Genomic DNA, 18,811 nt, shown 5'->3' with positions numbered 1-18,811 from the left:
AACCCGGGCGAGAAACACATGGCCGTATTCACCCCATTGAGCGACGCACAGGTCGCCGATTTTCTGCAACGCTTCGATGCCGGCTCACTGCTGCATCTCGAGGGCGTTACCAGCGGAACGGAAAATACCACCTATTTCGTCACCACCGACCGCAGGGAATTGGTGCTGACCCTGTTCGAGCAGGGCGAACATGAAGAATTGCCGTTTTTCGTCGACCTGCTCGACTACCTCGACGAGCACCGCCTGCCGGTCCCCGGCCCGCTACACGACCGCGAGGGAGTCGCCCTGCAGAGCCTGGCCGACAAGCCAGCGCTGCTGTTCCCACGCCTGCCCGGCACATCACCCAAGGCCCCCAGCCTCGAGCAATGTCGTGCTCTGGGCGATACGCTGGGGCATATGCATGCGGTGTCGCGCCACTTCGACGGCCACCGTCCCAACCCTCGCGACTTGCACTGGCTAGTGCCCATGCATAACCGTGTGCTGGTCTACCTGTCCCCGGAAGATCAAGCTCTGATGGCCGATGAAGTCGACACCTACCAAGGTTTCTTCGGCGACACTCCCGACCTTCCCCAAGGGGCCCTGCACGGAGACCTGTTTCGCGACAACACCCTATTCGATGGCGAGCGCCTGGGCGGCATCATCGACTTCTACAACGGTTGCACCGGCGACCTATTGTTCGATCTGGCCATCGTCATCAACGATTGGGCTACCCAGGCTGACGGCCGGCTCGATCCGGCGCGCCACGATGTGATTCTCGAGGCCTACCAGGCACGTCGGGAGCTGACCGAGGCCGAATGTCAAGCCTGGCCGATGATGCTGCGCATGACGGCTTTGCGCTATTGGTTGTCACGACTGCTGGTGGTCTATGTCGACCCACCGGCCCACGATCTCACGCCGCACGATCCGGACCAATTTCGCACCATCCTGTTGGCACGCCTGGAACATGGCGCCTTGCCCCTGCCCGACCGGAGCCCTGCATGACCACCACTGCCGCCAACGCTCGCCAAACCTATAACATCGACCAGTGGGGCAGCGGTTATTTCGATGTCGATGATCATGGCCGAGCCACGGTACTCCCGCTGGGTAGCGAAACTCCCGGCCCAGCCCTGCCGCTGAGCTCGCTGGCGACCCAGTTGCGTCAGGCCGGCCTGCGCCTGCCGGTATTGGTGCGTTTCACCGATATCCTGCACGATCGCGTCGAGCAGTTGTGTGGCGCCTTCGATGCCGCCATGACCGAAGAGGCCTACGGGGGCGGCTATACCGCCGTTTATCCGATCAAGGTCAACCAGCAACGTCGCGTGGTCGAGGAGATCCTCGCCACCCAGGAACGCGGTCGTGACCGCGTGGGTCTGGAAGCCGGCAGCAAGCCAGAGCTGCTCGCGGTGCTGGCGTTATCCGGCGATGGCCCCTCGCTGATCGTCTGCAACGGCTATAAGGATCGCGAGTACGTGCGCCTGGCATTGATGGGCGAGAAGCTCGGCCACCGCGTCTATCTGGTGGTGGAGAAGTACTCGGAGCTGTCCCTGATCCTCGAAGAGGCCGAGCGGCTAGAGGTTCGGCCTCGCATCGGCCTGCGCGCTCGCCTGGCCTCGGTGGGCAAGGGCAAGTGGCAGAATACCGGAGGCGAGAAATCCAAGTTCGGCCTGACCGCCGGTCAGATTCTAGGTGTGGTCGAGCGTCTGCGCGCGGCCGATGCCCTGGATAGCCTGCAACTGGTACACTTCCATCTCGGGTCGCAGATCGCCAATATCCGCGACATCCAACGCGGCTTGCGCGAGTGCGCCCGCTTCTATCAAAGCCTGCGGGAATTGGGCGCGCCGGTGGATACCGTGGACGTCGGCGGCGGCCTGGGAATCGACTACGAAGGCACCCGCTCGCGTAGCGAGTGCTCGATCAACTATTCGATGCGCGAATACGCCAGCAACGTGGTCTGGGCCTTCCGCCAGGCCTGCGAGAGCGAAGGTTTGCCCCACCCTCACCTGATCTCCGAATCGGGGCGAGCGCTCACCGCCCACCATGCGATGCTGATCACCAACGTGATCGGCGAGGAGCGCCTGAACCGCGAGCCGCCTGAACGACACATCCAGGGCGACCCCCAGGTCGATGAACTGTGGCGAGTTCACGACCGATTAGTCGCGATGGATGATCCCCGTGGTCTGGTCGAGGCCTATCACGACCTGGTGCAGGCGATTACCGAGCTGCAGGATCGTTTCGTGATGGGACTGGCCGACATTGCCACACGCGCCGAGGGGGAAGGCGTCTATTTCTCCTGCTGCACCCAGCTTCGCCAGCAGCTTGACCCGCGTAATCGCGCGCACCGCGAGATTTTCGACGAACTTGCCGAGAAACTCGCCGATAAGCTGTTCGTCAACTTTTCGTTGTTTCAGTCGGTTCCCGACGTGTGGGGTATTCAACAGATCTTCCCGGTACTGCCGCTCACTGGGCTCAATCGCGAGCTCACCCGCCGCGGCGTGATTCAGGACATCACCTGCGACTCTGACGGCCGCATCGACCTCTACGTCGATGGGCAAGGGGTCGAGACATCACTGCCACTGCCGGAGTGGCAAGAGGGAGAGGAAAAACTGCTGGGCTTCTTCCTGGTCGGCGCCTATCAGGAGATTCTCGGCGACCTGCACAACCTGTTCGGTGACACCGATTCAGTGGACGCCGCGCTCGATGCTGAGGGCAACTGGGTGCTATCGCATGCCATCCGTGGTGACAGCGTGGCCGACGTGCTGGATTACGTGAACTTCGACGCCGAGGTGCTGCGTCGCCACTTGGCCGCCCAGCTCGATGCCAGCGGTCTGCCCAAGAGCGAGCGCGACCTGTTCCTCGATGACCTGTCCGCTGGGCTACGGGGCTACACGTATCTGGAGTAGCACGATGGACGAGCCCACGAGGGCTCGTGCCAGGAAACGACTTACCGCCATGACGCCCTAGGGCTTGTACGAAAAGTCGCCGAGCGATGGCCAGACAAGGCAAAAATCAGCGAGAAAGCGGAGTTTACGTGGGTGTAAATGAGCATTTTGAGCTGATTTTTAACACCGTATGGTCGAGCGCAGGCAGTTTTCGGACAAAACCTAGTCCAGGACACGCGTAGTCACTTCCAGGCCACCAGTGAGGGTAAAGTGTAGTTCAGCCTCCCTGGGCAGTTCCCCCACTCCAGCCGGAGTACCGGTCAGCACCACATCCCCCGGCAGCAGGGTGAAGTGTCGGCTCATTTCCGAGAGCAGCGTGGCCACCGGAAACAGCATGTCGGCACCTTCGCCACTCTGGCAACGTTCCCCATTTATATCGAGGCTGAAGGCCAGGGCACTCCAGTTGGGAACCCGTTGCAACCTCAGAAAGGACGACAACGGACAAGCCCCATCAAAGGCCTTGGCGATCTCCCAAGGATGGCCCTTCTCCTTCAAGCGGGCTTGGACATCACGCAGGGTAAGATCCAACGCCAGGCCGATGCCCACTACCGCACGCTCGGCTTCACTGGCAGTGGCACGGGTCAAGGGCTCGCCAATCAATAGTGCCAGTTCGGTCTCGAAGTGAACTTCGCCGCGCGAAAAGGGGACATCGATCGGCTCTTCCAAGGGCACCGCGCAAGTGGCTGGCTTGATGAACAGCAAAGGTTCACTGGGTACCGGATTGTTCAGTTCCTTGGCATGGTCGGCATAGTTGCGGCCGACGCAAACGATCTTGCCGAGCGCATGGGGAAACTCCTGGCCATCGGTGAAACGGGGAACGAAGCGCATGGCGGGTATTCTCCTTGACATGGTACGCGCTGCTTGCGGCAACGGACGCTAGTCTACCGCAGCAGGCGCATCAGTGCAGAGGCCCCGGTCAGGATTGCCCCCATCTCACGCTTGGTCAGTCTTCCTCAAGGCGTCCAGAATTCTCCCGGCTCATGTGCCAAGAAAGCCGGACGGCGACGCTTGGCGGCGTAAGGCTCACCGCAGGCATTGTCTACACGGTTATAGACAAAGAATACATTACTGCGCGGATCCGGTGACATATTGGCATTGGAGCCATGCAGCGTGTTGCAGTCGAACAGCAGCAGGCCACCCGCGGCACCGGTCGGCGCTTCGATGCCATTGCGGCCGATCAACTCACGCAACGCCTCGCGGCTGGGAACCCCGAATTCCTGGGTCTTCAGCGACTGCTTGTGGTGATCGTCCGGCGTCTCGCCCAGGCACGCTACGAATACACGATGCGAGCCTGGAATCAGCATCAAGGGGCCATTGTAGTGATGGTTGTCGGTCAGCACGATGGAAGCGCTCACCGCGTGCATGGCCGGCATGCCGTCCTCGGCGTGCCAGGTTTCGAAATCCGAGTGCCAGTTGAAGCCCTTGCCTTCGAAACCGGGCTTGTAGTTGATGCGTGACTGATGAACATAGACATCACCACCCACGATCTGACGGGCACGTCCCATCAACCGCTCATCCTTGGCCAGGCGTGCAAAGCGCTCGGACAAAAAGTGCACGGCAAACAGTGAACGGATTTCCTGGCTATCAGGCTCGGTGATGCTGAAGTCCTTGCCGGCGTACTCATCGCTGTCGAGCAGGATTTTCAGCTCTTCACGAAGCTCTGCCACTTCTTCCGCCGACAGGAAGCCGGGTTCGAACAGGAAGCCATTGCGCTCGAATGTGTCGAGCTGTTGTTGAGTCAGCGGCCCATCGCTTGCCTTGCCCTTGACCACCGCCTCCTGACGGTCGATCCAGGGCAAGTCCCAGGGACGAGCCAAGCGCGTAGGGTAAGGGTCGCGGCTCGGAGCCGCATGATGAGATGGATTGCGGGATGCGGTCTGTACTGACATCCGTTCACCTCCAAAACGTTTGTGATCGGGTTCAGATCCAGTCCGGCATATTGCCGATAACTAATTATTAAACAACGAGAAAAACACCTCGTCAGCGCCAAGCACTACGAAGCTGCCGTAGATGTGCGAATGACAGAGAGGAATTTCAAGGGGCAGCCATGCCTCGTGCCGAGGCTCTCCGCCACACAGAGCACAAAAAAGCCGCCACTATGGGCGACTGTCATCACTGCAAGCGCTTGATTTCGTGGACTTGCCTATGGTGCCGGTACCAGACCACCGGCAGCACTCACACTCTTGATGATATGGTAGCCGAAGCGGCTGTCAACCCACCTTCGCCCGCCTAGCGTTCGGCGACTTCCAGCACATGGGTGATGGCCTGCGCCTTGCCCTCCCAGAGATAGCGAAGGTGCGGACCCTGGATCGGGATGCTCAATGCCGGCGGTCGGAAGACCGCCGCACACTCCTGTGCCGGCTGCCTGACGCTGTTGTAGAGAATCCCCCATGCACCTTCCGCCCTGAGCCGCAATGCAAAGGCCTGGCCCCGGGAGTAGGTGGCCGGGTCCGGGTCATGCAGCTCGGGGTAACCCTCACGCACGTCGTGTAGTGCCTGGGTGATGGTATTGAGGTAGGTGCGCATGGTGATCTCGACGGTGGCCTCATGGGTCGCCGCGAGGAACTCGGCCATATGGTAACGGGTCTCGGCAATGGCCGCATCCAGGGTGCTGGCACAGTAGTAGACCCCATAGGTTCCATCGGTGAAGCGCGACGGTCGGCCGATGTGGGTAAAGGCCGCCATGATGGGAGTGGACCCGGGGCCCGAGACCCGGTCATCCGGTGGAACGCGTGCCAACTGGCCGGCCTCCTCGAGCAGCCTGTCGTTTGTCATCGCCTCGATCGCAAAGGCGAATTCCAGGTCTTCAGGGTCCAGGGTATCCTCGAACACCGCAATCGGGGGATAGGCGCTATTGACGATGCGGTAGGCATTGTGCCAGTCGGGGATGCGCGTTTCCGTCACGCTTACCCCCGGACGCTGTCGAGGTAGCGACGGGTATCCGCCAGGTCAACGACCCGACCGTGCAACATGTACTCGAGCGCGGACTGGCCGTTGAACGGTGGTGCGGCATTTGCCTTGTGCACCCACTCATAGGCCTTGTCGGGACTGTTGCTGAAGAGGATCCGCAATGCCTTGTGGATACCCATGAGATAGGAGATCCGCTCAAGGGTGTCATGTGGCAGCCGGACTTGGGGGAGCTTCTTGTACTTGTGGTACGTGGTATTGCCAATGCCGCCCAGGAGGACTCGCTGTTGGGCTGGTGTGCAGCCCCACAGCTCCATGATGTTGAAGAAGAATTTCAGTGCCACCCGACCGGCCTCGGGGCTGGTCGTATCCGGGCGCTCGAGCAGCTCTTCAGCATTCATGACAAACCCCTCCCGTCAGGAGCATAGTACATATGTGAACTATAGCATGGATATTGTCCCCATGCGTAATTCATGAAAGATACCAAGCTACAGCTCGGGAAACTCAAGGGACTCGTCTAAAACCTATCGTGGCTCTCGGCACGATCTGGAATTGCTTATGATCGACTGTAGAGGCTGCGGAAGGTGAGGATGACCTGACCTACCTCAAGCAGTTCGGTCTGGAGCGGTTGTTGGCTGGGGATGCGGGAATGGCACTCTGGCCGTCGGGCTGGCGACCGCCGCCGCCCGGGCCATGCCATCGCTGCATTACCAAGTTCTACCTGGGGCGCGCTTGATCTCGGGGTGAGGAGGAAGGGACAATCCCTGGCCTCATCCCTGAGTGTGGCATTCATCATCCGTGGCGATGACACTCTCGGCAATTTCGCATCGCTGAAGTGCCACGCCGACAAGGGTAACGAAGCGATTCCGGCACAGTCTGCAGGAAATCCTAAAAAGCCCACCTGGCAGAGGCCGTGTGAACGCTATCCGTATTTAGGGGAAACGTTGCATGTCCCTGATCGATCAGATGGCGGAAGCCCATATCCAAAACGCCCTTGAAAACGGCGAGCTTGACCACTTGCCGGGTAGTGGCAAGCCGCTGGAGCTGGATGACGACAGCATGATCCCTGCGGAACTGCGGGCCGGTTACCGTTTGCTGAAAAATGCCGGCTATCTGCCGCCGGAGTTAGAGCTGGTGCGTGAAATCCGCGAGGTGGAAAGTCTGATTGCCCGTCTGGACCATGGCGAGGAGCGGGAACAGGCTTGCGCTCGTCTCAATCTATTGCGTGCCCGTTTGCAAGCACAGGGGCATGACCTGAGCCTATTGCTCGAGCGGGGTGAGTATCGAGCCAAACTGATCCGGCGGTTGGATAAGGATGGCTAAGGCGGGACCTGTCCGCTTCCTCCCGACACAGTGCGATTGGGCTGATCAGTCCCGAGGCCTTCGAGGCCAGGAAAATCGCGTAACCCGGTATTCACGATGACTGGGTAAGATCACCTCGCTGAGCCGACCCCAAAGGTCAGTGGCCAACCATGTAGGTCGCAGACCATATGAACCTTGGTGGTCAAACCGCCCCGACTGCGGCCCAGCGCATGGTCTACCGGCTCTTCCGCTTTCTTTTTTTACCGCCTCCTGAGGCGGCACGTGTGTCACGAACGGCCGTGGAGTCGATCATCCAGGTATCTGAAACGGACCCTACATCAACAGCGATGTCGAATCCATGAGGCCTCGTTCGACTATGGCATAGAGAAATGTTGCACCGGCCACGCCTGGCCGGATGCCAGCCCTTGGCCATAGGAGGATCAAAAATGAAACTGTATGGATTTGGCCCCACCCGCTCACTTCGTGCCCTTTGGGGGTTGGGAGAGCTTGGTGAAGAATTTGAGTTTGTGTCGGTCAACCTCGTAGAAGGGGAGAACCATCATCCGGAGTTTCTTCGCCTCAATCCTGCCGGCAAAGTCCCGGTATTGGTTGATGGTGACTTCGTACTCACTGAATCAGCGGCAATCGTTCTGTATCTGGCGGAAAAGTATCCCGCCAAGGGATTGCTGCCTACTGATATCAAGGAACGGGCACAGGTATATCGCTGGGTTATGTTTGCGATGACCGAACTGGAGCAACCCTTGTGGCGGATCACTCGACATACGATGCTATATCCAGAAGAAAAGCGTTTGCCCGCTGACATCGCACTCGCAAGACAGGATTTCGTGGACATGGCCACTGTACTGGATCGCCATATGGCTGGGAGGCAATTCATCGTAGGCGATGGCATCACGGTTGCCGATTGTGTGACCGCCTATCTCATGGACTGGGCAAATGAGCAAAATTTGATTGATGATCATCCGCAACTGCGCGCATATCTGGAACGCATGTATGCACGTCCCACCGCACCACCACGCATTGCGGAAGCGTTCGCGGATATCCAGAGAAATGAGATACATGCCACATAATGTGGTAGAGCGCCAATAGCCTGAGCGAGACGGCGGACCCGATGCCGGGAATCGTTTGGAGCAAACGGCGATCCCGCTTCAGGTCGGGGTGCTGGTCGACGTGGTAATCCCCATCGGCGTTGCCGCCGTCAATATGGTCGTCATTCGTACTGTCCGTGCCCGAGAAAATTCACGGGCTAGGCGGCTGAGACATGGCCGATATCGGTGCATGGTTCGACTTCTATGGTGGTGTGAACCAATTCGGGGAGTCTGACTTCCAGCTTGCTTCGATACACATGGGGTGGCTCCGGCTTATCCGACACCAGTGCTATGATCCCCGCATAGATCCCGGGCCCGATCGACCAGATATGCAGATCACTGATCCGGTCACTGGTACCACTTTCAAGGATGCCACGGATATCCTGGTCCAGCGTCTGAACCTGACGGTCGAGCAACACCTGGCTACTATCGCGCAGCAATCCCCACGACCAGCGGGTCACCAGCACCGTTCCGACAAGACCCATGGCCGGATCCATCCACTGCCAACCGAGATACTTCCCTGCCAGCAACGCGACGATCGCCAGCAGGGAGGTCAAGGCATCGGCCAACACGTGGAAATAGGCCGAGCGACGGTTGTGGTCCGTGTGCCAATGGCCGGCATGTCCTGCGTGGTGATGCTCATGATGATGCTCCCCACCTCCCAGAATCCAGGCGGAAATGCCGTTCACGAAGAGACCGATGACCGCCACGGCAATGGCTTTGTCGAAGACGATCGCCACGGGATTGACGAAACGCGCGACACTCTCAATACCCATGTAGAGCGCAAAGCCGGCCAACAACACCGCCCCGGCGAATCCGCCCAGCGCATTGACCTTACCTGTACCGAAGCTGAAACGATCATCGTGGGCGTGACGGCGGGCATAGGCATAGGCGAAGGCGGCGATGCCCAGCGCCGTCGCGTGTGACCCCATGTGCAGTCCATCGGCCAGCAGGGCGATCGAGCCGTACAGCAGGCCGGCCACGATTTCGATGAGCATGGTCACTAGGGTGAGGACCACGACGATGCAGATGCGCCGCTCCCCAGTACGGACCTGGTCTTGCTCAAAGGTGTGATCGTGCTGCCAGGCACTCAGGTCGTGATGATGCATGATCGGCATTCTCCTGGGTGGGATGACACGATAATGCCCTACCCGGCAGGCCTCCCCTTGCTTGCTGGCCAAGATTGCTGGAAGGGCCACCTGTAGCATAGCGCGTTGGCACAAACGGGCTGAGTCATCCTCGTGTACCGGCTGCTTCCCCTCCAGTGCCATAGGAACTGCTAACTCACAGATGAGTGAAAGTGGATTTGTTACGCAGCTTGTTACGCAACAACGAAAAAACCGCCCATTGTGGCGGTTTTTAAATCAAGCAAGTAGCTGTAAAGCCTGGGGTTTTGATGGTGCCGGCACCAGGAGTCGAACCCGGGACCTACTGATTACAAGTCAGTTGCTCTACCAACTGAGCTATGCCGGCGCAGGCAACACTTGCTCATGGGGAACTGGGTTGACGTGGCTGGGGTAGCAGGATTCGAACCTGCGAATGCCGGTACCAAAAACCGGTGCCTTACCACTTGGCTATACCCCAGCAATGTGGTGGCCAGAGACGGAATCGAACCGCCGACACGGGGATTTTCAATCCCCTGCTCTACCGACTGAGCTATCTGGCCCCTGCCAACGCCGACGTATTTAACTAGAAAGCCTTCGCGACGTCAAGGCCATTCAATTCAAAAAGTTGTCTGACACAGGACTTCACTTACCCGGCGGCACATAGCCTTCGGCCTGGTCGGTTTCTCGGTTATCGAAAAAGCGCTCCATCTGTTCCATCAGGTACTCTCGGGAGGCCGAGTCCATCATGTTGAGATGCTTCTCGTTGATCAGGCGAGTCTGGAGTGCCTGCCATTCTTCCCAAGCCTGTTTCGACACACTGGCCTGGATCTCCTGCCCTTTCTTGCCGGGCAATGGCGGAAAAGGCAATGCCTCGAGTTCTCGCTGATATTTGCGACAGAAGACGGTGTGGCTCATGGCGCACTCTCCTTGGTTAGGTGGTCGTGGGAGTCTGACCGGCGAAGCTGATTCAGGCGGCCCAGCAACTCCTTCACCGGCGCGGCTAGGCCTACGCTGGCGGGCTGGCCGGGATCATACCAGAGCGAGCCGGCCTCATTGATGGCCATCACCTGCCGACAGCGCACCGGCTGCGGCACGATCACCAGTCTGAAATGACTAAAGGTGTGAGTAAAGGCAGACCAGGCGGGGGCGAGCTCGGCACCGGGCACATGAGTGTCCAGCCATGCCCGCAAGGCCTCACGTGTCTCGAACTGCGGGAAACACCACAATCCGCCCCACAGCCCCGTAGGTGGGCGCTGCTCCAGCAGGACTTTCCCTTGCGGATCCTGCAACAGTAGCATCTGGGTATGGCGCTCCGGTAATGACTTCTTCGGCTTGGATTCCGGGAAGCGGCGCTCTTCCCCCCGCGCATGGGCGACACAGACATCCTCGAATGGGCATATCGCGCAACTCGGCTTGCCACGGCTGCACAACGTCGCCCCGAGATCCATCATTGCCTGCGAGTAGTCCGGCAGTCGAGTCTCCGGGGTATAGCGATCGGCAAGCTCCCACAACACCCGTTCCACCTTGGGCTTGCCTGGCCAGCCCTCGACGCCATGCAGCCGTGTCAGCACGCGCTTGACGTTGCCATCGAGGATCACTGCCCGACGCCCGGTACTGATGCTGATGATCGCCCCGGCGGTGGAGCGCCCGATACCAGGCAGGCCGGCCATGGCATCGAGGCTGTGTACGGGAAACTCGCCGCCATGCTCGCTCACCACCACTTGCGCCGCCTTGTGCAGATTGCGTCCCCTTGCGTAGTACCCCAAACCGGTCCACAAATGCAGCACCTCGTCCTGGGATGCCTTCGCCAGTACATGGACGTCGGGAAAGCGCGCCATGAAGCGCTCGTAGTAAGGAATAACGGTCGCGACCTGGGTCTGCTGCAGCATGATCTCCGACACCCACACCCGATACGGGGTCTTGTCATACTGCCAAGGCAAGGTCTTGCGCCCATACCGATCGAACCAGGCCAACAGCCGGCGCTGAAATTCGTCGGGGGTCAGGCCGATGAAATGAGAATCGCTCATGGGAATACTGTCTTCACGAAAAAAAGCGCCGACTGGGAAGTCGGCGCAGAGACTGGCTTACAATGATGCTCACTTGAAAAGACCACGCAAGGCTTTATGAAGTTCCTCGGACGCGCCCTCGCCGATACGCTCATCGAGCCCCTCCAAGGCATCTCCCAGGCGCTCCTCGACTTCTTCGCCTGCGCGGCGGCGGGCTTCGTCCCGAGCCAGTTCAGCCACCGCCTGCTGGAAGGCCTGGCGGTCGAAGCCACACCACTGGCCAGGATCCTCGCCAAGCGAGCCCTCGCAGTGTACCGGGAAGGGCAGGCGCTCGAGACGCGGGTTGACGCTACAGGCCGCATCGGCGGTATCCACGAAGCGTGCCAACGCGCCGTAATCGAAACGCTCGGTGACCAGATTCAGCTCACCTGTGCCCCCCAAGGTGATGCCGGGCAGCGTGACCGTGAGGTCATCGTTATGCACGACGCCATTGCGGAACTCCAACGTCGCCTGGGCACGATCGAAGCGAGTGTCGGGACTCCATTCACGAGTGACGGTCTCACCTTCCAGCGTGGCCACCGCCGTGCATAGTTCCTGGGACACGTTAACGTTGAGTACCGCGCCTTCGTCTATTCGTAATGTCGTGTGGCCATTGAGGTTGCCCTTGAGCAATTCGAGGGTATTGCCGCGCGATGTCAGCTCTCCATCAAGATTTAGGCGACCGCGCAAGGGCGACGTTTCACCCCGCCAGGCTTCGAACAGTGGCACGATCTGCACTCGCTGCAATGTTGGCCTGAAAGTCCAGTGAATGGGCTCCTGATTCAGGTTCAATGCGGCGCTGGCAGCCAGGTCTCCCTCATAGAAACGAGCCTCGAAGCGCTCGATACGCTGCTGGCCATCACGGCCCCGAGCCTCCAGGTCGGCATCATCGAACGTCAGTCCGAAGGCCTTGAGGCGACTCACGCTCAGTTGACTATCCAACGTCAGCTCACGTAGCCAGCTCACCGGCAACATCTCACCGCCCTCTTCTTCGGCAAAGGCCGTGGCGATACCAGGCAGCCTCAGCCGTGCAGTATCGTCCGGGGAGGCCACTGTCTGAGACGGAGGAAGATAGGCATCCAAGTCGAGACGATCGCCTTGCAGGTCGAAAGAGAGCGCCTGTCCATCGACGCTGCCGCCCAGACGCCCGGTAAAGGTGCTGTCATCGAGCACCAGCGTCAGGTTGGTCAATTCGAAGCGCTGGGCATCCCCCTGCACCGGGCTGGTCAGGGCCACGTCACTCAATGCCGTGTCGCTGGTCATTTCGGGCAGCATATCCAGCCGCGTCAACCAAGGCCGCAGCGACATCGGCGCCATCTTGAGCTGACCGGTGTACTGAGGAGCACCAAGCAATTCGCTTACCGACAGCGTACCACTGAGCTTGAGGTTGTCCTCACTGGTCAACTCCAGTTCGCGTAACTGCAGGGTCTCGGCGGCAAGATCGGCATCCGCCATGAAGGTCAGCGACAACGGCAGCGGCTTGTCGCCCAAACGTGGATGCGACACGCTGGCATCGAGCTTGCCTTCCTCGAACTGATAACGGTTGGCCTGGAGGTCGGCAGTCAACTGCCGGGCCTGCAGATTGGCCTGTTGATTGCGATCCTCCGCAGCCGCCATCTGTGTTCGAGTATCGAGAACCAGGTTCTCCAGGACATAACGCCCATCGACAAGCCCCAGAAGCACACGGCTTTCGAAACTCACGTTGCTGACCAGTTCGGGCTCGACCTCATCATCATGCCGCCAGCCGGCGTCTTCGAAGGAGGCCAGCCGGAAGGAGGACTTGAGGGGGAAGGCACGATTAGGGTTGACGTTGGTTCCCGTGATCGCCAACTCATCGATTCGCAACTCATGGCCATCCTGGCGATCGCTATAGAAGATTTCTCCATTGCGCACCTGCACACTGGCAATATTCAGCGCCACCGCCATGCCGCTCCCCGCGTCGCCCCCCGGGCCCGAAGTGGCCGGTGCCAGTGCGGATTCAGCCTCCTCACCGCGTTTCTGGAGACGCTCGAGCAACGCTTGCCAGTTGCCACGCCCCTGCTCATCACGTACCAGGTTGAGGTGCATGCTATCCAGCGTCAGGCCATCGATGGCGATTTCGCCAGAGAGCAATGGGGCGAAAGCCAGGCTAACCTCGGCTCGCTCGAAAGCGACGAAGGGCGACGCTTCCTGAGCTTGGTCGGGCAACCAGGCTTCGGCCTGCTCGACACTGACCCCCAACCGTGGGTAAAACGACCAGGACAGCGGCCCTTCCAGGGCTAGTTCCAACCCGCTTTGCTGGCGCACCACCTCGATCAAGCGTGGCTTCAGGTCATTGGGGTCGAAGAAGGTCGTGATGTACACCACCGCCGCCACCATGACCAGTCCCAACACACCGACCACGGCCAGTAGCGTACGCAACAGCGCTTTCATTGATTTCCTCCCTGTGACGCCGGCGGATTCAGTTCAAAATAATTGCCCCCATCCACCAGCCGATATCCGTGCCGTGAAAGCAGAAGCTGATCGCCCATCATCAATGTCGAGGTCGCCACTCGCAGCACGCATCCTTCGCCATAAGCCGCCTCTCCGACCAACGCCAGCAGTCGTGATCCAACCCCGCGCCGCCGAGTGGCCTTGCGCACGCAGAAGTGAGATAGCCACCAGGCCTCGTCGTCGCACATGACGGCGATGGCGCCCAACAAACGCTCGTTGAAGCGCGCGCAGCAGAACAGGCCGCCACTCGACAGGTGCTGCTGGATGAACTCGTCGGCAGGCAATGGCAGCCGCTCCGCCGGGGCGTCGGCATAGATCCGCGAAAGATCGTGGGCCACCTGAGCATCCCCTGCCCAACAGGCATGGTCCACCTTGTGAAGCGTTACCGGCATCGTGATTCTCCCAAGCCGGACGGCGGGACATGGCCGCCCATCAATGTCGGCATTGTAGCGGATGGGGCGCCCGATTCTCTATAATGGCAAGTTCTAGAGTTTTCATCGTTGTCACAGCGCCCAGCGCAGGAGTCGAGCCAGCATGTCCGAGCGTACCGCCACGGTTTCCCGGGATACCAAGGAAACCCAGATCACAGTGAGCGTGAACCTCGATGGCCAGGGCCGTTTCACCTGCGAGACCGGTGTCCCCTTCCTCGACCATATGCTCGACCAAGTTGCCCGGCACGGGCTGATCGATCTGGAGATCAAGGCGGCCGGCGATCTGCACATCGACGATCATCACACCGTAGAGGATCTCGGCATCACCTTGGGCCAGGCCTTTGCCAAGGCAGTCGGCGACAAGCGCGGCATCCGCCGCTACGGTCATGCCTATGTACCGCTCGACGAAGCACTGTCCCGCGTGGTCATTGACTTTTCGGGTCGTCCGGGCCTGTTCATGGACGTCGAATTCACCCGGGCCAGCATTGGCCGTCTGGATACTCAACTGTTCTGGGAGTTCTTCCAAGGCTTCGTCAACCACGCCCAGGTCAGCCTGCATATCGACAACCTGAAGGGGTTCAACGCCCATCACCAGGCCGAAACCATCTTCAAAGCCTTCGGTCGGGCGCTGCGCATGGCTGTGGAGGAAGACCCGCGCATGGCCGGGCAGATGCCCTCCACCAAGGGTTGCCTGTAGGCTTTACAGTACATGAAAGACCGGTTTTTCGCTGATCCATCTGAAAGGAGCGCATCATGACCATTGCCGTCATCGACTACGGGATGGGTAACCTGCATTCCGTCGCCAAGGCGCTGGAGCATGTCACCCATGAACACGTGGTGGTGACGCGCGATCCGCGCCGCATCCATGGGGCCACTCGGCTGGTACTGCCCGGACAAGGGGCGATCCGTGACTGCATGAGCGAACTCCAGAAGGCCGAGCTCAAGGGGTTGGTTCAGGAGCTGCTCTCCAGCCAGAGCAAACCGCTGCTGGGCGTTTGCGTTGGGCAACAGATGCTGCTCGACCACAGCGAAGAGAATGGCGGCATCGACTGCCTCGGCTTTCTCCCAGGCCAGGTACGACGCTTCCGCGACGACCTGCTCGATGCCAACGGCGAACGCCTCAAGGTACCGCACATGGGCTGGAACCAGGTGTACCAGCACCACAATCATCCGCTATGGGCGGGTATCGAGGATGGTGCGCGATTCTATTTCGTGCACAGCTATTACGTGGATGCCCAGGACGACGACACGATCTTTGGCACCACTGACTACGGCGGCACCCAAGCCCATGTGGCAGTGGGGCGTGGCAGCGTCTTCGCGGTGCAGTTCCACCCCGAGAAAAGTGCCAACGACGGCCTAAGACTGCTGGAAAACTTTGTCAATTGGGCGCCTTGAGCCGGCCCCACCTACGGGACATCGTGACGCCCTCGACACCGCCGTTCGTCACAACCACCAGAATCATCGCGCCTCCCACCTGGCGCCCATGAGGACACGACATGCTGGTAATCCCCGCCATCGATCTCAAGGACGGCAAATGCGTTCGCCTCAAGCAGGGGCGAATGGACGACTCCACTACCTATGGCGACGACCCCGTGGCCATGGCCGCGCGCTGGGTTGAGGCCGGTGCTCGCCGCCTGCACCTGGTCGACCTCAACGGCGCCTTCGAGGGTGAGCCAGTCAACGGTGAGGCGGTCACCGCCATCGCTCACGCCTACCCGAATCTGCCGATCCAGATCGGTGGCGGCATCCGCAATGCTGCAACCATCGGGCACTATCTCGCCGCCGGGGTGTCCTATGTGATCATTGGCACCAAAGCGGTCAAGGAGCCGGCCTTCGTCGGCGAGATGTGCCGCGCTTTCCCCGGCCATGTGATCGTCGGCCTCGATGCTCGCGACGGTTTCGTGGCCACCGATGGCTGGGCCGAAGTATCGACGCTCAAGGCCACCGAGCTGGCCAAGCGCTTTGCCGACGACGGCGTTTCCTCGATCGTCTATACCGACATCGCCCGTGACGGCATGATGGGCGGCGTCAATGTCGAGGCCACTGCCGAATTGGCACGTGAAAGCGGCCTCCCGGTGATCGCTTCGGGAGGTGTCACTGACCTGAACGACTTGCGAGCCCTGGCCGCGTTCGAACAGGACGGCATCCTGGGAGCCATCACCGGCCGCGCCATCTATGAGGGCACGCTAGATGTCGCTGAGGCACAACGCCTGTGCGATGAACTGCAAGCCAACCGATCCGGGAGCTGAGCCATGGGTCTAGCCAAGCGCATCATCCCCTGTCTGGACGTCGACGCCGGCCGCGTGGTCAAGGGTGTCAACTTCGTCGGCATCCGTGACGCCGGCGACCCCGTGGAAATCGCCAAACGCTACAACCAGCAGGGTGCCGATGAGATCACTTTCCTTGATATCACCGCCAGCCACGAGGACCGCGGCACCACGGTCGACATGGTCGAATGCATCGCCGGCGAAGTTTTCATCCCGTTGACCGTGGGCGGCGGCATCCGCACCTGCGAGGACATTCGTACCATGCTCAACGCCGGCGCCGACAAGGTGTCGATCAACACCGCGGCGGTGAACGACCCGGATTTCGTTCGCGAGGCCGCCGAGCGCTTCGGTAGCCAGTGCATCGTGGTCGCCATCGATGCCAAGCAGGTATCGCAGAAGGGCGAGCCGGCACGCTGGGAGATCTTCACCCATGGCGGTCGCAAGCCCACTGGACTCGACGCCGTGGAGTGGGCACGCAAGATGGTCGACCTGGGGGCTGGCGAGCTGCTGCTGACCAGCATGGACCGCGACGGCACCAAGGCCGGTTTCGACCTGGGACTGACCCGCGCCATCGTCGACGCGGTGGGCGTGCCAGTGATCGCCTCCGGGGGTGTCGGTAGTCTCGAGCACTTGGTAGCCGGGGTCACCGAGGGTGGCGCCGATGCCGTGCTGGCCGCCAGCATTTTCCACTTCGGCGAGTACAGCATCCCCGATGCCAAGCGCTACATGGCCGAGCACGGCATCGAGATGCGACTCTAAGGAGTTTGAATGAGGTTTTTCCCAAGGAAGGGGAGCGCGGTAGCCAAGTGGCCGGTTCTTCTGTGCCTGATCATTGGTCTGCTGATATCACTCGAACTCCAGGCCAAGCCTACTCTGAAACTCGACCATGTTCTGGTGCAGACCAGCCTCTACACCGACCATTTCAGTTCCAGTGACGAGCACACCAACAACCAGCATCTGGCCAGTATCGAGCTGCACGACCCCAACCGCTGGCTGATGGGCGCCGCCTGGTTCAAGAACTCCTTCAACCAGCCGACCTGGTACTTCTATGCCGGCCGGGAATTCCCCTTCTGGCAGCCAACGAACGATTTTGAGGTACGCGGCAAACTCACCGGCGGGCTATTGCGCGGCTACAAGGGTGAATACCGTGACAAGATTCCCTTCAACCGGCATGGAATCGCCCCAGCGGTGCTGCCCAGCATCGGAGCACGCTGGGGGCGTGTCGAGTCCGACCTGATCGTATTCGGCACCGCAGGGCTGATGATCACAGGTGGTGTGCGCTTCTAATCCAGCGACAGCCCCAGGTTGCTCACGCCGCCGTTGCGCCCCAGGCGCCGCAGGCGCTTGAGCGCCTCGCGATCGAGCTCGCCCTCCACTGCCTCGAGCACCGCGTCCTGGAAGTCGTGCTCGTCGGCCATCAGGGGATGGTCGCGCACGAGAGCAGCCAGCCGCGCATCGTCATCCTCGCCTTCGGTCAGCTCGATGAAAGCGCGGACGCCACTGCGTGAGGCCAGGCTGACCTCCATCACGGCGTCCGGAGCATCGCCGCGCAGTGCATCAAGCACCGCCGACAATGCCACCACAGCTTCCAGCGCCCGCCGGGCCCCGAAACTGTCGTCATCGGCCGGTGGTTCGAGTTCGGCGAGCTTGTCCGTCTGACGCTCGAAGTCGATCTTCGCGTCCTTGACCAGCAGATGCTCCCAGACCAAGTCCAGAATATTGCGCAGCGCTGCGATATCGCCTGCCCCCGTATGCTCGGCGTAGAGGGCATAGTTGGGCATCAAACGCTCGCAAAGCGCTGCCATGAACGCCAGTTGACGGCGTTGGTCGAGATGGCGCAGGCACTGATGAAAGCCTTCGGCAGGACTCATAGGGACACCTCGGTAAATGCGTTACCCGACATCATGGCCAGAGTCGCGTGGCATCGACACGTCCATTGGCATCGAATACCACCCCTTCAGCGCATAGTTTGTCACGCTGACGCGCTGCACCGCCATGGTCGGCGATCTTGCGGTCGGCAGCGATGACCCGATGCCACGGCAAACCATGGCCATCGGGCAAGTGGCGCATGGCGCTGCCTACCATGCGAGCGGTAGCGCCTTCGGTCATCTTGGCCACCCGGCCATAGGTGGTGACGCGCCCCTGCGGAATCTGCGCGACAATGGTATAGATCTGTTCGAGCAACTCAGCGCGCACCTCCCTCACCCCCTTCGTTCATCAACGACCACCCACTATCGCCAGGGCATCGTCCACATCG

Annotated in this window: 20 protein-coding genes, 3 tRNA genes and 1 pseudogene; 9 read left to right on the top strand and 15 right to left on the bottom strand. The window is 60.5% G+C overall.

Going from position 1 to position 18,811, the window contains the following annotated elements; translation table 11 throughout:
• Positions 1 to 18: 18 nt before the first annotated feature.
• A complete protein-coding gene (locus IE093_RS14350; protein WP_189470350.1) occupies positions 19 to 981 on the top strand; it encodes a homoserine kinase in 963 nt (320 codons plus the stop codon).
• Positions 978 to 2,879 carry a biosynthetic arginine decarboxylase gene (gene speA, locus IE093_RS14345; protein WP_189470349.1) on the top strand — a complete coding sequence of 634 codons (1,902 nt, stop codon included), beginning with the start codon at positions 978 to 980 and terminating at the stop codon, positions 2,877 to 2,879. The genes IE093_RS14350 and speA overlap by 4 nt, the downstream gene beginning before the upstream one ends.
• Before the next feature lie 201 nt (positions 2,880 to 3,080).
• On the opposite strand, the gene IE093_RS14340 is transcribed toward speA, so the two are convergent.
• From IE093_RS14340 to IE093_RS14325, 4 genes are all read right to left on the bottom strand, one after another.
• Entirely contained in the window at positions 3,081 to 3,746 is a 666-nt protein-coding gene (locus IE093_RS14340; protein ID WP_189470347.1) for a fumarylacetoacetate hydrolase family protein, read from the bottom strand.
• Positions 3,747 to 3,871: 125 nt separating this feature from the next.
• Entirely contained in the window at positions 3,872 to 4,807 is a 936-nt protein-coding gene (gene thpD / locus IE093_RS14335; RefSeq protein WP_189470344.1) for an ectoine hydroxylase, read from the bottom strand.
• Between the two features lie 340 nt (positions 4,808 to 5,147).
• Entirely contained in the window at positions 5,148 to 5,822 is a 675-nt protein-coding gene (locus tag IE093_RS14330; RefSeq protein WP_189470342.1) for an RES family NAD+ phosphorylase, read from the bottom strand.
• A gap of 2 nt (positions 5,823 to 5,824) precedes the next feature.
• Positions 5,825 to 6,226, bottom strand: a complete 402-nt coding sequence (locus tag IE093_RS14325) for an MbcA/ParS/Xre antitoxin family protein (protein WP_189470340.1) — start codon at positions 6,224 to 6,226, stop codon at positions 5,825 to 5,827.
• A 547-nt stretch (positions 6,227 to 6,773) separates the two neighbouring features.
• Here IE093_RS14325 and IE093_RS14320 point away from each other — a divergent pair.
• Positions 6,774 to 7,148 (top strand): DnaJ family domain-containing protein, encoded by a 375-nt coding sequence (locus IE093_RS14320; protein ID WP_189470338.1) that lies wholly within the window; start codon positions 6,774 to 6,776, stop codon positions 7,146 to 7,148.
• A gap of 131 nt (positions 7,149 to 7,279) precedes the next feature.
• Here IE093_RS14320 and IE093_RS14315 read toward each other — a convergent pair.
• Positions 7,280 to 7,449, bottom strand: a pseudogene (locus IE093_RS14315) (IS5/IS1182 family transposase); the annotation flags it as partial.
• 124 nt (positions 7,450 to 7,573) lie between these two features.
• On the opposite strand from IE093_RS14315, the gene IE093_RS14310 reads away from it, so the two are divergent.
• The gene (locus IE093_RS14310; RefSeq protein ID WP_189470336.1) at positions 7,574 to 8,215 is read left to right on the top strand and encodes a glutathione S-transferase family protein; all 642 of its coding nucleotides are present in this window, start codon (positions 7,574 to 7,576) and stop codon (positions 8,213 to 8,215) included.
• A 176-nt stretch (positions 8,216 to 8,391) separates the two neighbouring features.
• Here IE093_RS14310 and dmeF read toward each other — a convergent pair whose 3' ends face one another.
• The 8 genes from dmeF to IE093_RS14270 form a co-directional block, all read right to left on the bottom strand.
• Positions 8,392 to 9,342 carry a CDF family Co(II)/Ni(II) efflux transporter DmeF gene (dmeF, locus tag IE093_RS14305; protein ID WP_189470333.1) on the bottom strand — a complete coding sequence of 317 codons (951 nt, stop codon included), beginning with the start codon at positions 9,340 to 9,342 and terminating at the stop codon, positions 8,392 to 8,394.
• 288 nt (positions 9,343 to 9,630) lie between these two features.
• Positions 9,631 to 9,706 (bottom strand) — tRNA-Thr (locus tag IE093_RS14300).
• A 36-nt stretch (positions 9,707 to 9,742) separates the two neighbouring features.
• Positions 9,743 to 9,817 (bottom strand) — tRNA-Gln (locus IE093_RS14295).
• A 6-nt stretch (positions 9,818 to 9,823) separates the two neighbouring features.
• Positions 9,824 to 9,899, bottom strand: a tRNA-Phe gene (locus tag IE093_RS14290).
• A gap of 82 nt (positions 9,900 to 9,981) precedes the next feature.
• Positions 9,982 to 10,254 (bottom strand): oxidative damage protection protein, encoded by a 273-nt coding sequence (locus IE093_RS14285; protein WP_189470331.1) that lies wholly within the window; start codon positions 10,252 to 10,254, stop codon positions 9,982 to 9,984.
• A complete protein-coding gene (mutY, locus tag IE093_RS14280) occupies positions 10,251 to 11,366 on the bottom strand; it encodes an A/G-specific adenine glycosylase (protein WP_189470329.1) in 1,116 nt (371 codons plus the stop codon). The genes IE093_RS14285 and mutY overlap by 4 nt, the downstream gene beginning before the upstream one ends.
• Positions 11,367 to 11,435: 69 nt before the next feature.
• On the bottom strand, positions 11,436 to 13,796 hold the full coding sequence (locus IE093_RS14275) for an AsmA family protein (protein WP_189470327.1): 2,361 nt from the start codon (positions 13,794 to 13,796) through the stop codon (positions 11,436 to 11,438).
• A complete protein-coding gene (locus tag IE093_RS14270; RefSeq protein WP_189470326.1) occupies positions 13,793 to 14,248 on the bottom strand; it encodes an acetyl-CoA sensor PanZ family protein in 456 nt (151 codons plus the stop codon). The genes IE093_RS14275 and IE093_RS14270 overlap by 4 nt, the downstream gene beginning before the upstream one ends.
• Positions 14,249 to 14,390: 142 nt before the next feature.
• Between IE093_RS14270 and hisB the strand changes: the two genes are divergently transcribed.
• From hisB to IE093_RS14245, 5 genes are all read left to right on the top strand, one after another.
• Complete coding sequence (hisB, locus tag IE093_RS14265) at positions 14,391 to 14,984, top strand: imidazoleglycerol-phosphate dehydratase HisB (protein ID WP_189470325.1); 594 nt, start codon at positions 14,391 to 14,393, stop codon at positions 14,982 to 14,984.
• 56 nt (positions 14,985 to 15,040) lie between these two features.
• A complete protein-coding gene (gene hisH / locus IE093_RS14260; RefSeq protein WP_189470323.1) occupies positions 15,041 to 15,682 on the top strand; it encodes an imidazole glycerol phosphate synthase subunit HisH in 642 nt (213 codons plus the stop codon).
• Between the two features lie 101 nt (positions 15,683 to 15,783).
• Positions 15,784 to 16,536 carry a 1-(5-phosphoribosyl)-5-[(5-phosphoribosylamino)methylideneamino]imidazole-4-carboxamide isomerase gene (hisA, locus tag IE093_RS14255; RefSeq protein ID WP_189470321.1) on the top strand — a complete coding sequence of 251 codons (753 nt, stop codon included), beginning with the start codon at positions 15,784 to 15,786 and terminating at the stop codon, positions 16,534 to 16,536.
• A 3-nt stretch (positions 16,537 to 16,539) separates the two neighbouring features.
• Positions 16,540 to 17,313, top strand: coding sequence for an imidazole glycerol phosphate synthase subunit HisF (gene hisF, locus IE093_RS14250; RefSeq protein WP_189470319.1), 774 nt, complete (start codon positions 16,540 to 16,542; stop codon positions 17,311 to 17,313).
• Between the two features lie 9 nt (positions 17,314 to 17,322).
• Complete coding sequence (locus IE093_RS14245) at positions 17,323 to 17,841, top strand: hypothetical protein (protein ID WP_229803595.1); 519 nt, start codon at positions 17,323 to 17,325, stop codon at positions 17,839 to 17,841.
• Here IE093_RS14245 and IE093_RS14240 read toward each other — a convergent pair.
• A complete protein-coding gene (locus IE093_RS14240) occupies positions 17,838 to 18,425 on the bottom strand; it encodes a YjaG family protein (RefSeq protein WP_189470317.1) in 588 nt (195 codons plus the stop codon). The genes IE093_RS14245 and IE093_RS14240 overlap by 4 nt on opposite strands.
• Before the next feature lie 31 nt (positions 18,426 to 18,456).
• On the bottom strand, positions 18,457 to 18,750 hold the full coding sequence (locus IE093_RS14235; RefSeq protein WP_189470315.1) for an MGMT family protein: 294 nt from the start codon (positions 18,748 to 18,750) through the stop codon (positions 18,457 to 18,459).
• Positions 18,751 to 18,811 lie beyond the last annotated feature (61 nt).

Source organism: Litchfieldella qijiaojingensis, from assembly GCF_014651875.1.
Lineage (GTDB): Bacteria > Pseudomonadota > Gammaproteobacteria > Pseudomonadales > Halomonadaceae > Litchfieldella > Litchfieldella qijiaojingensis.
The sequence above is the reverse complement of the archived record's forward strand: the minus strand, read 5'-3'. Positions and strand labels throughout refer to the sequence as shown.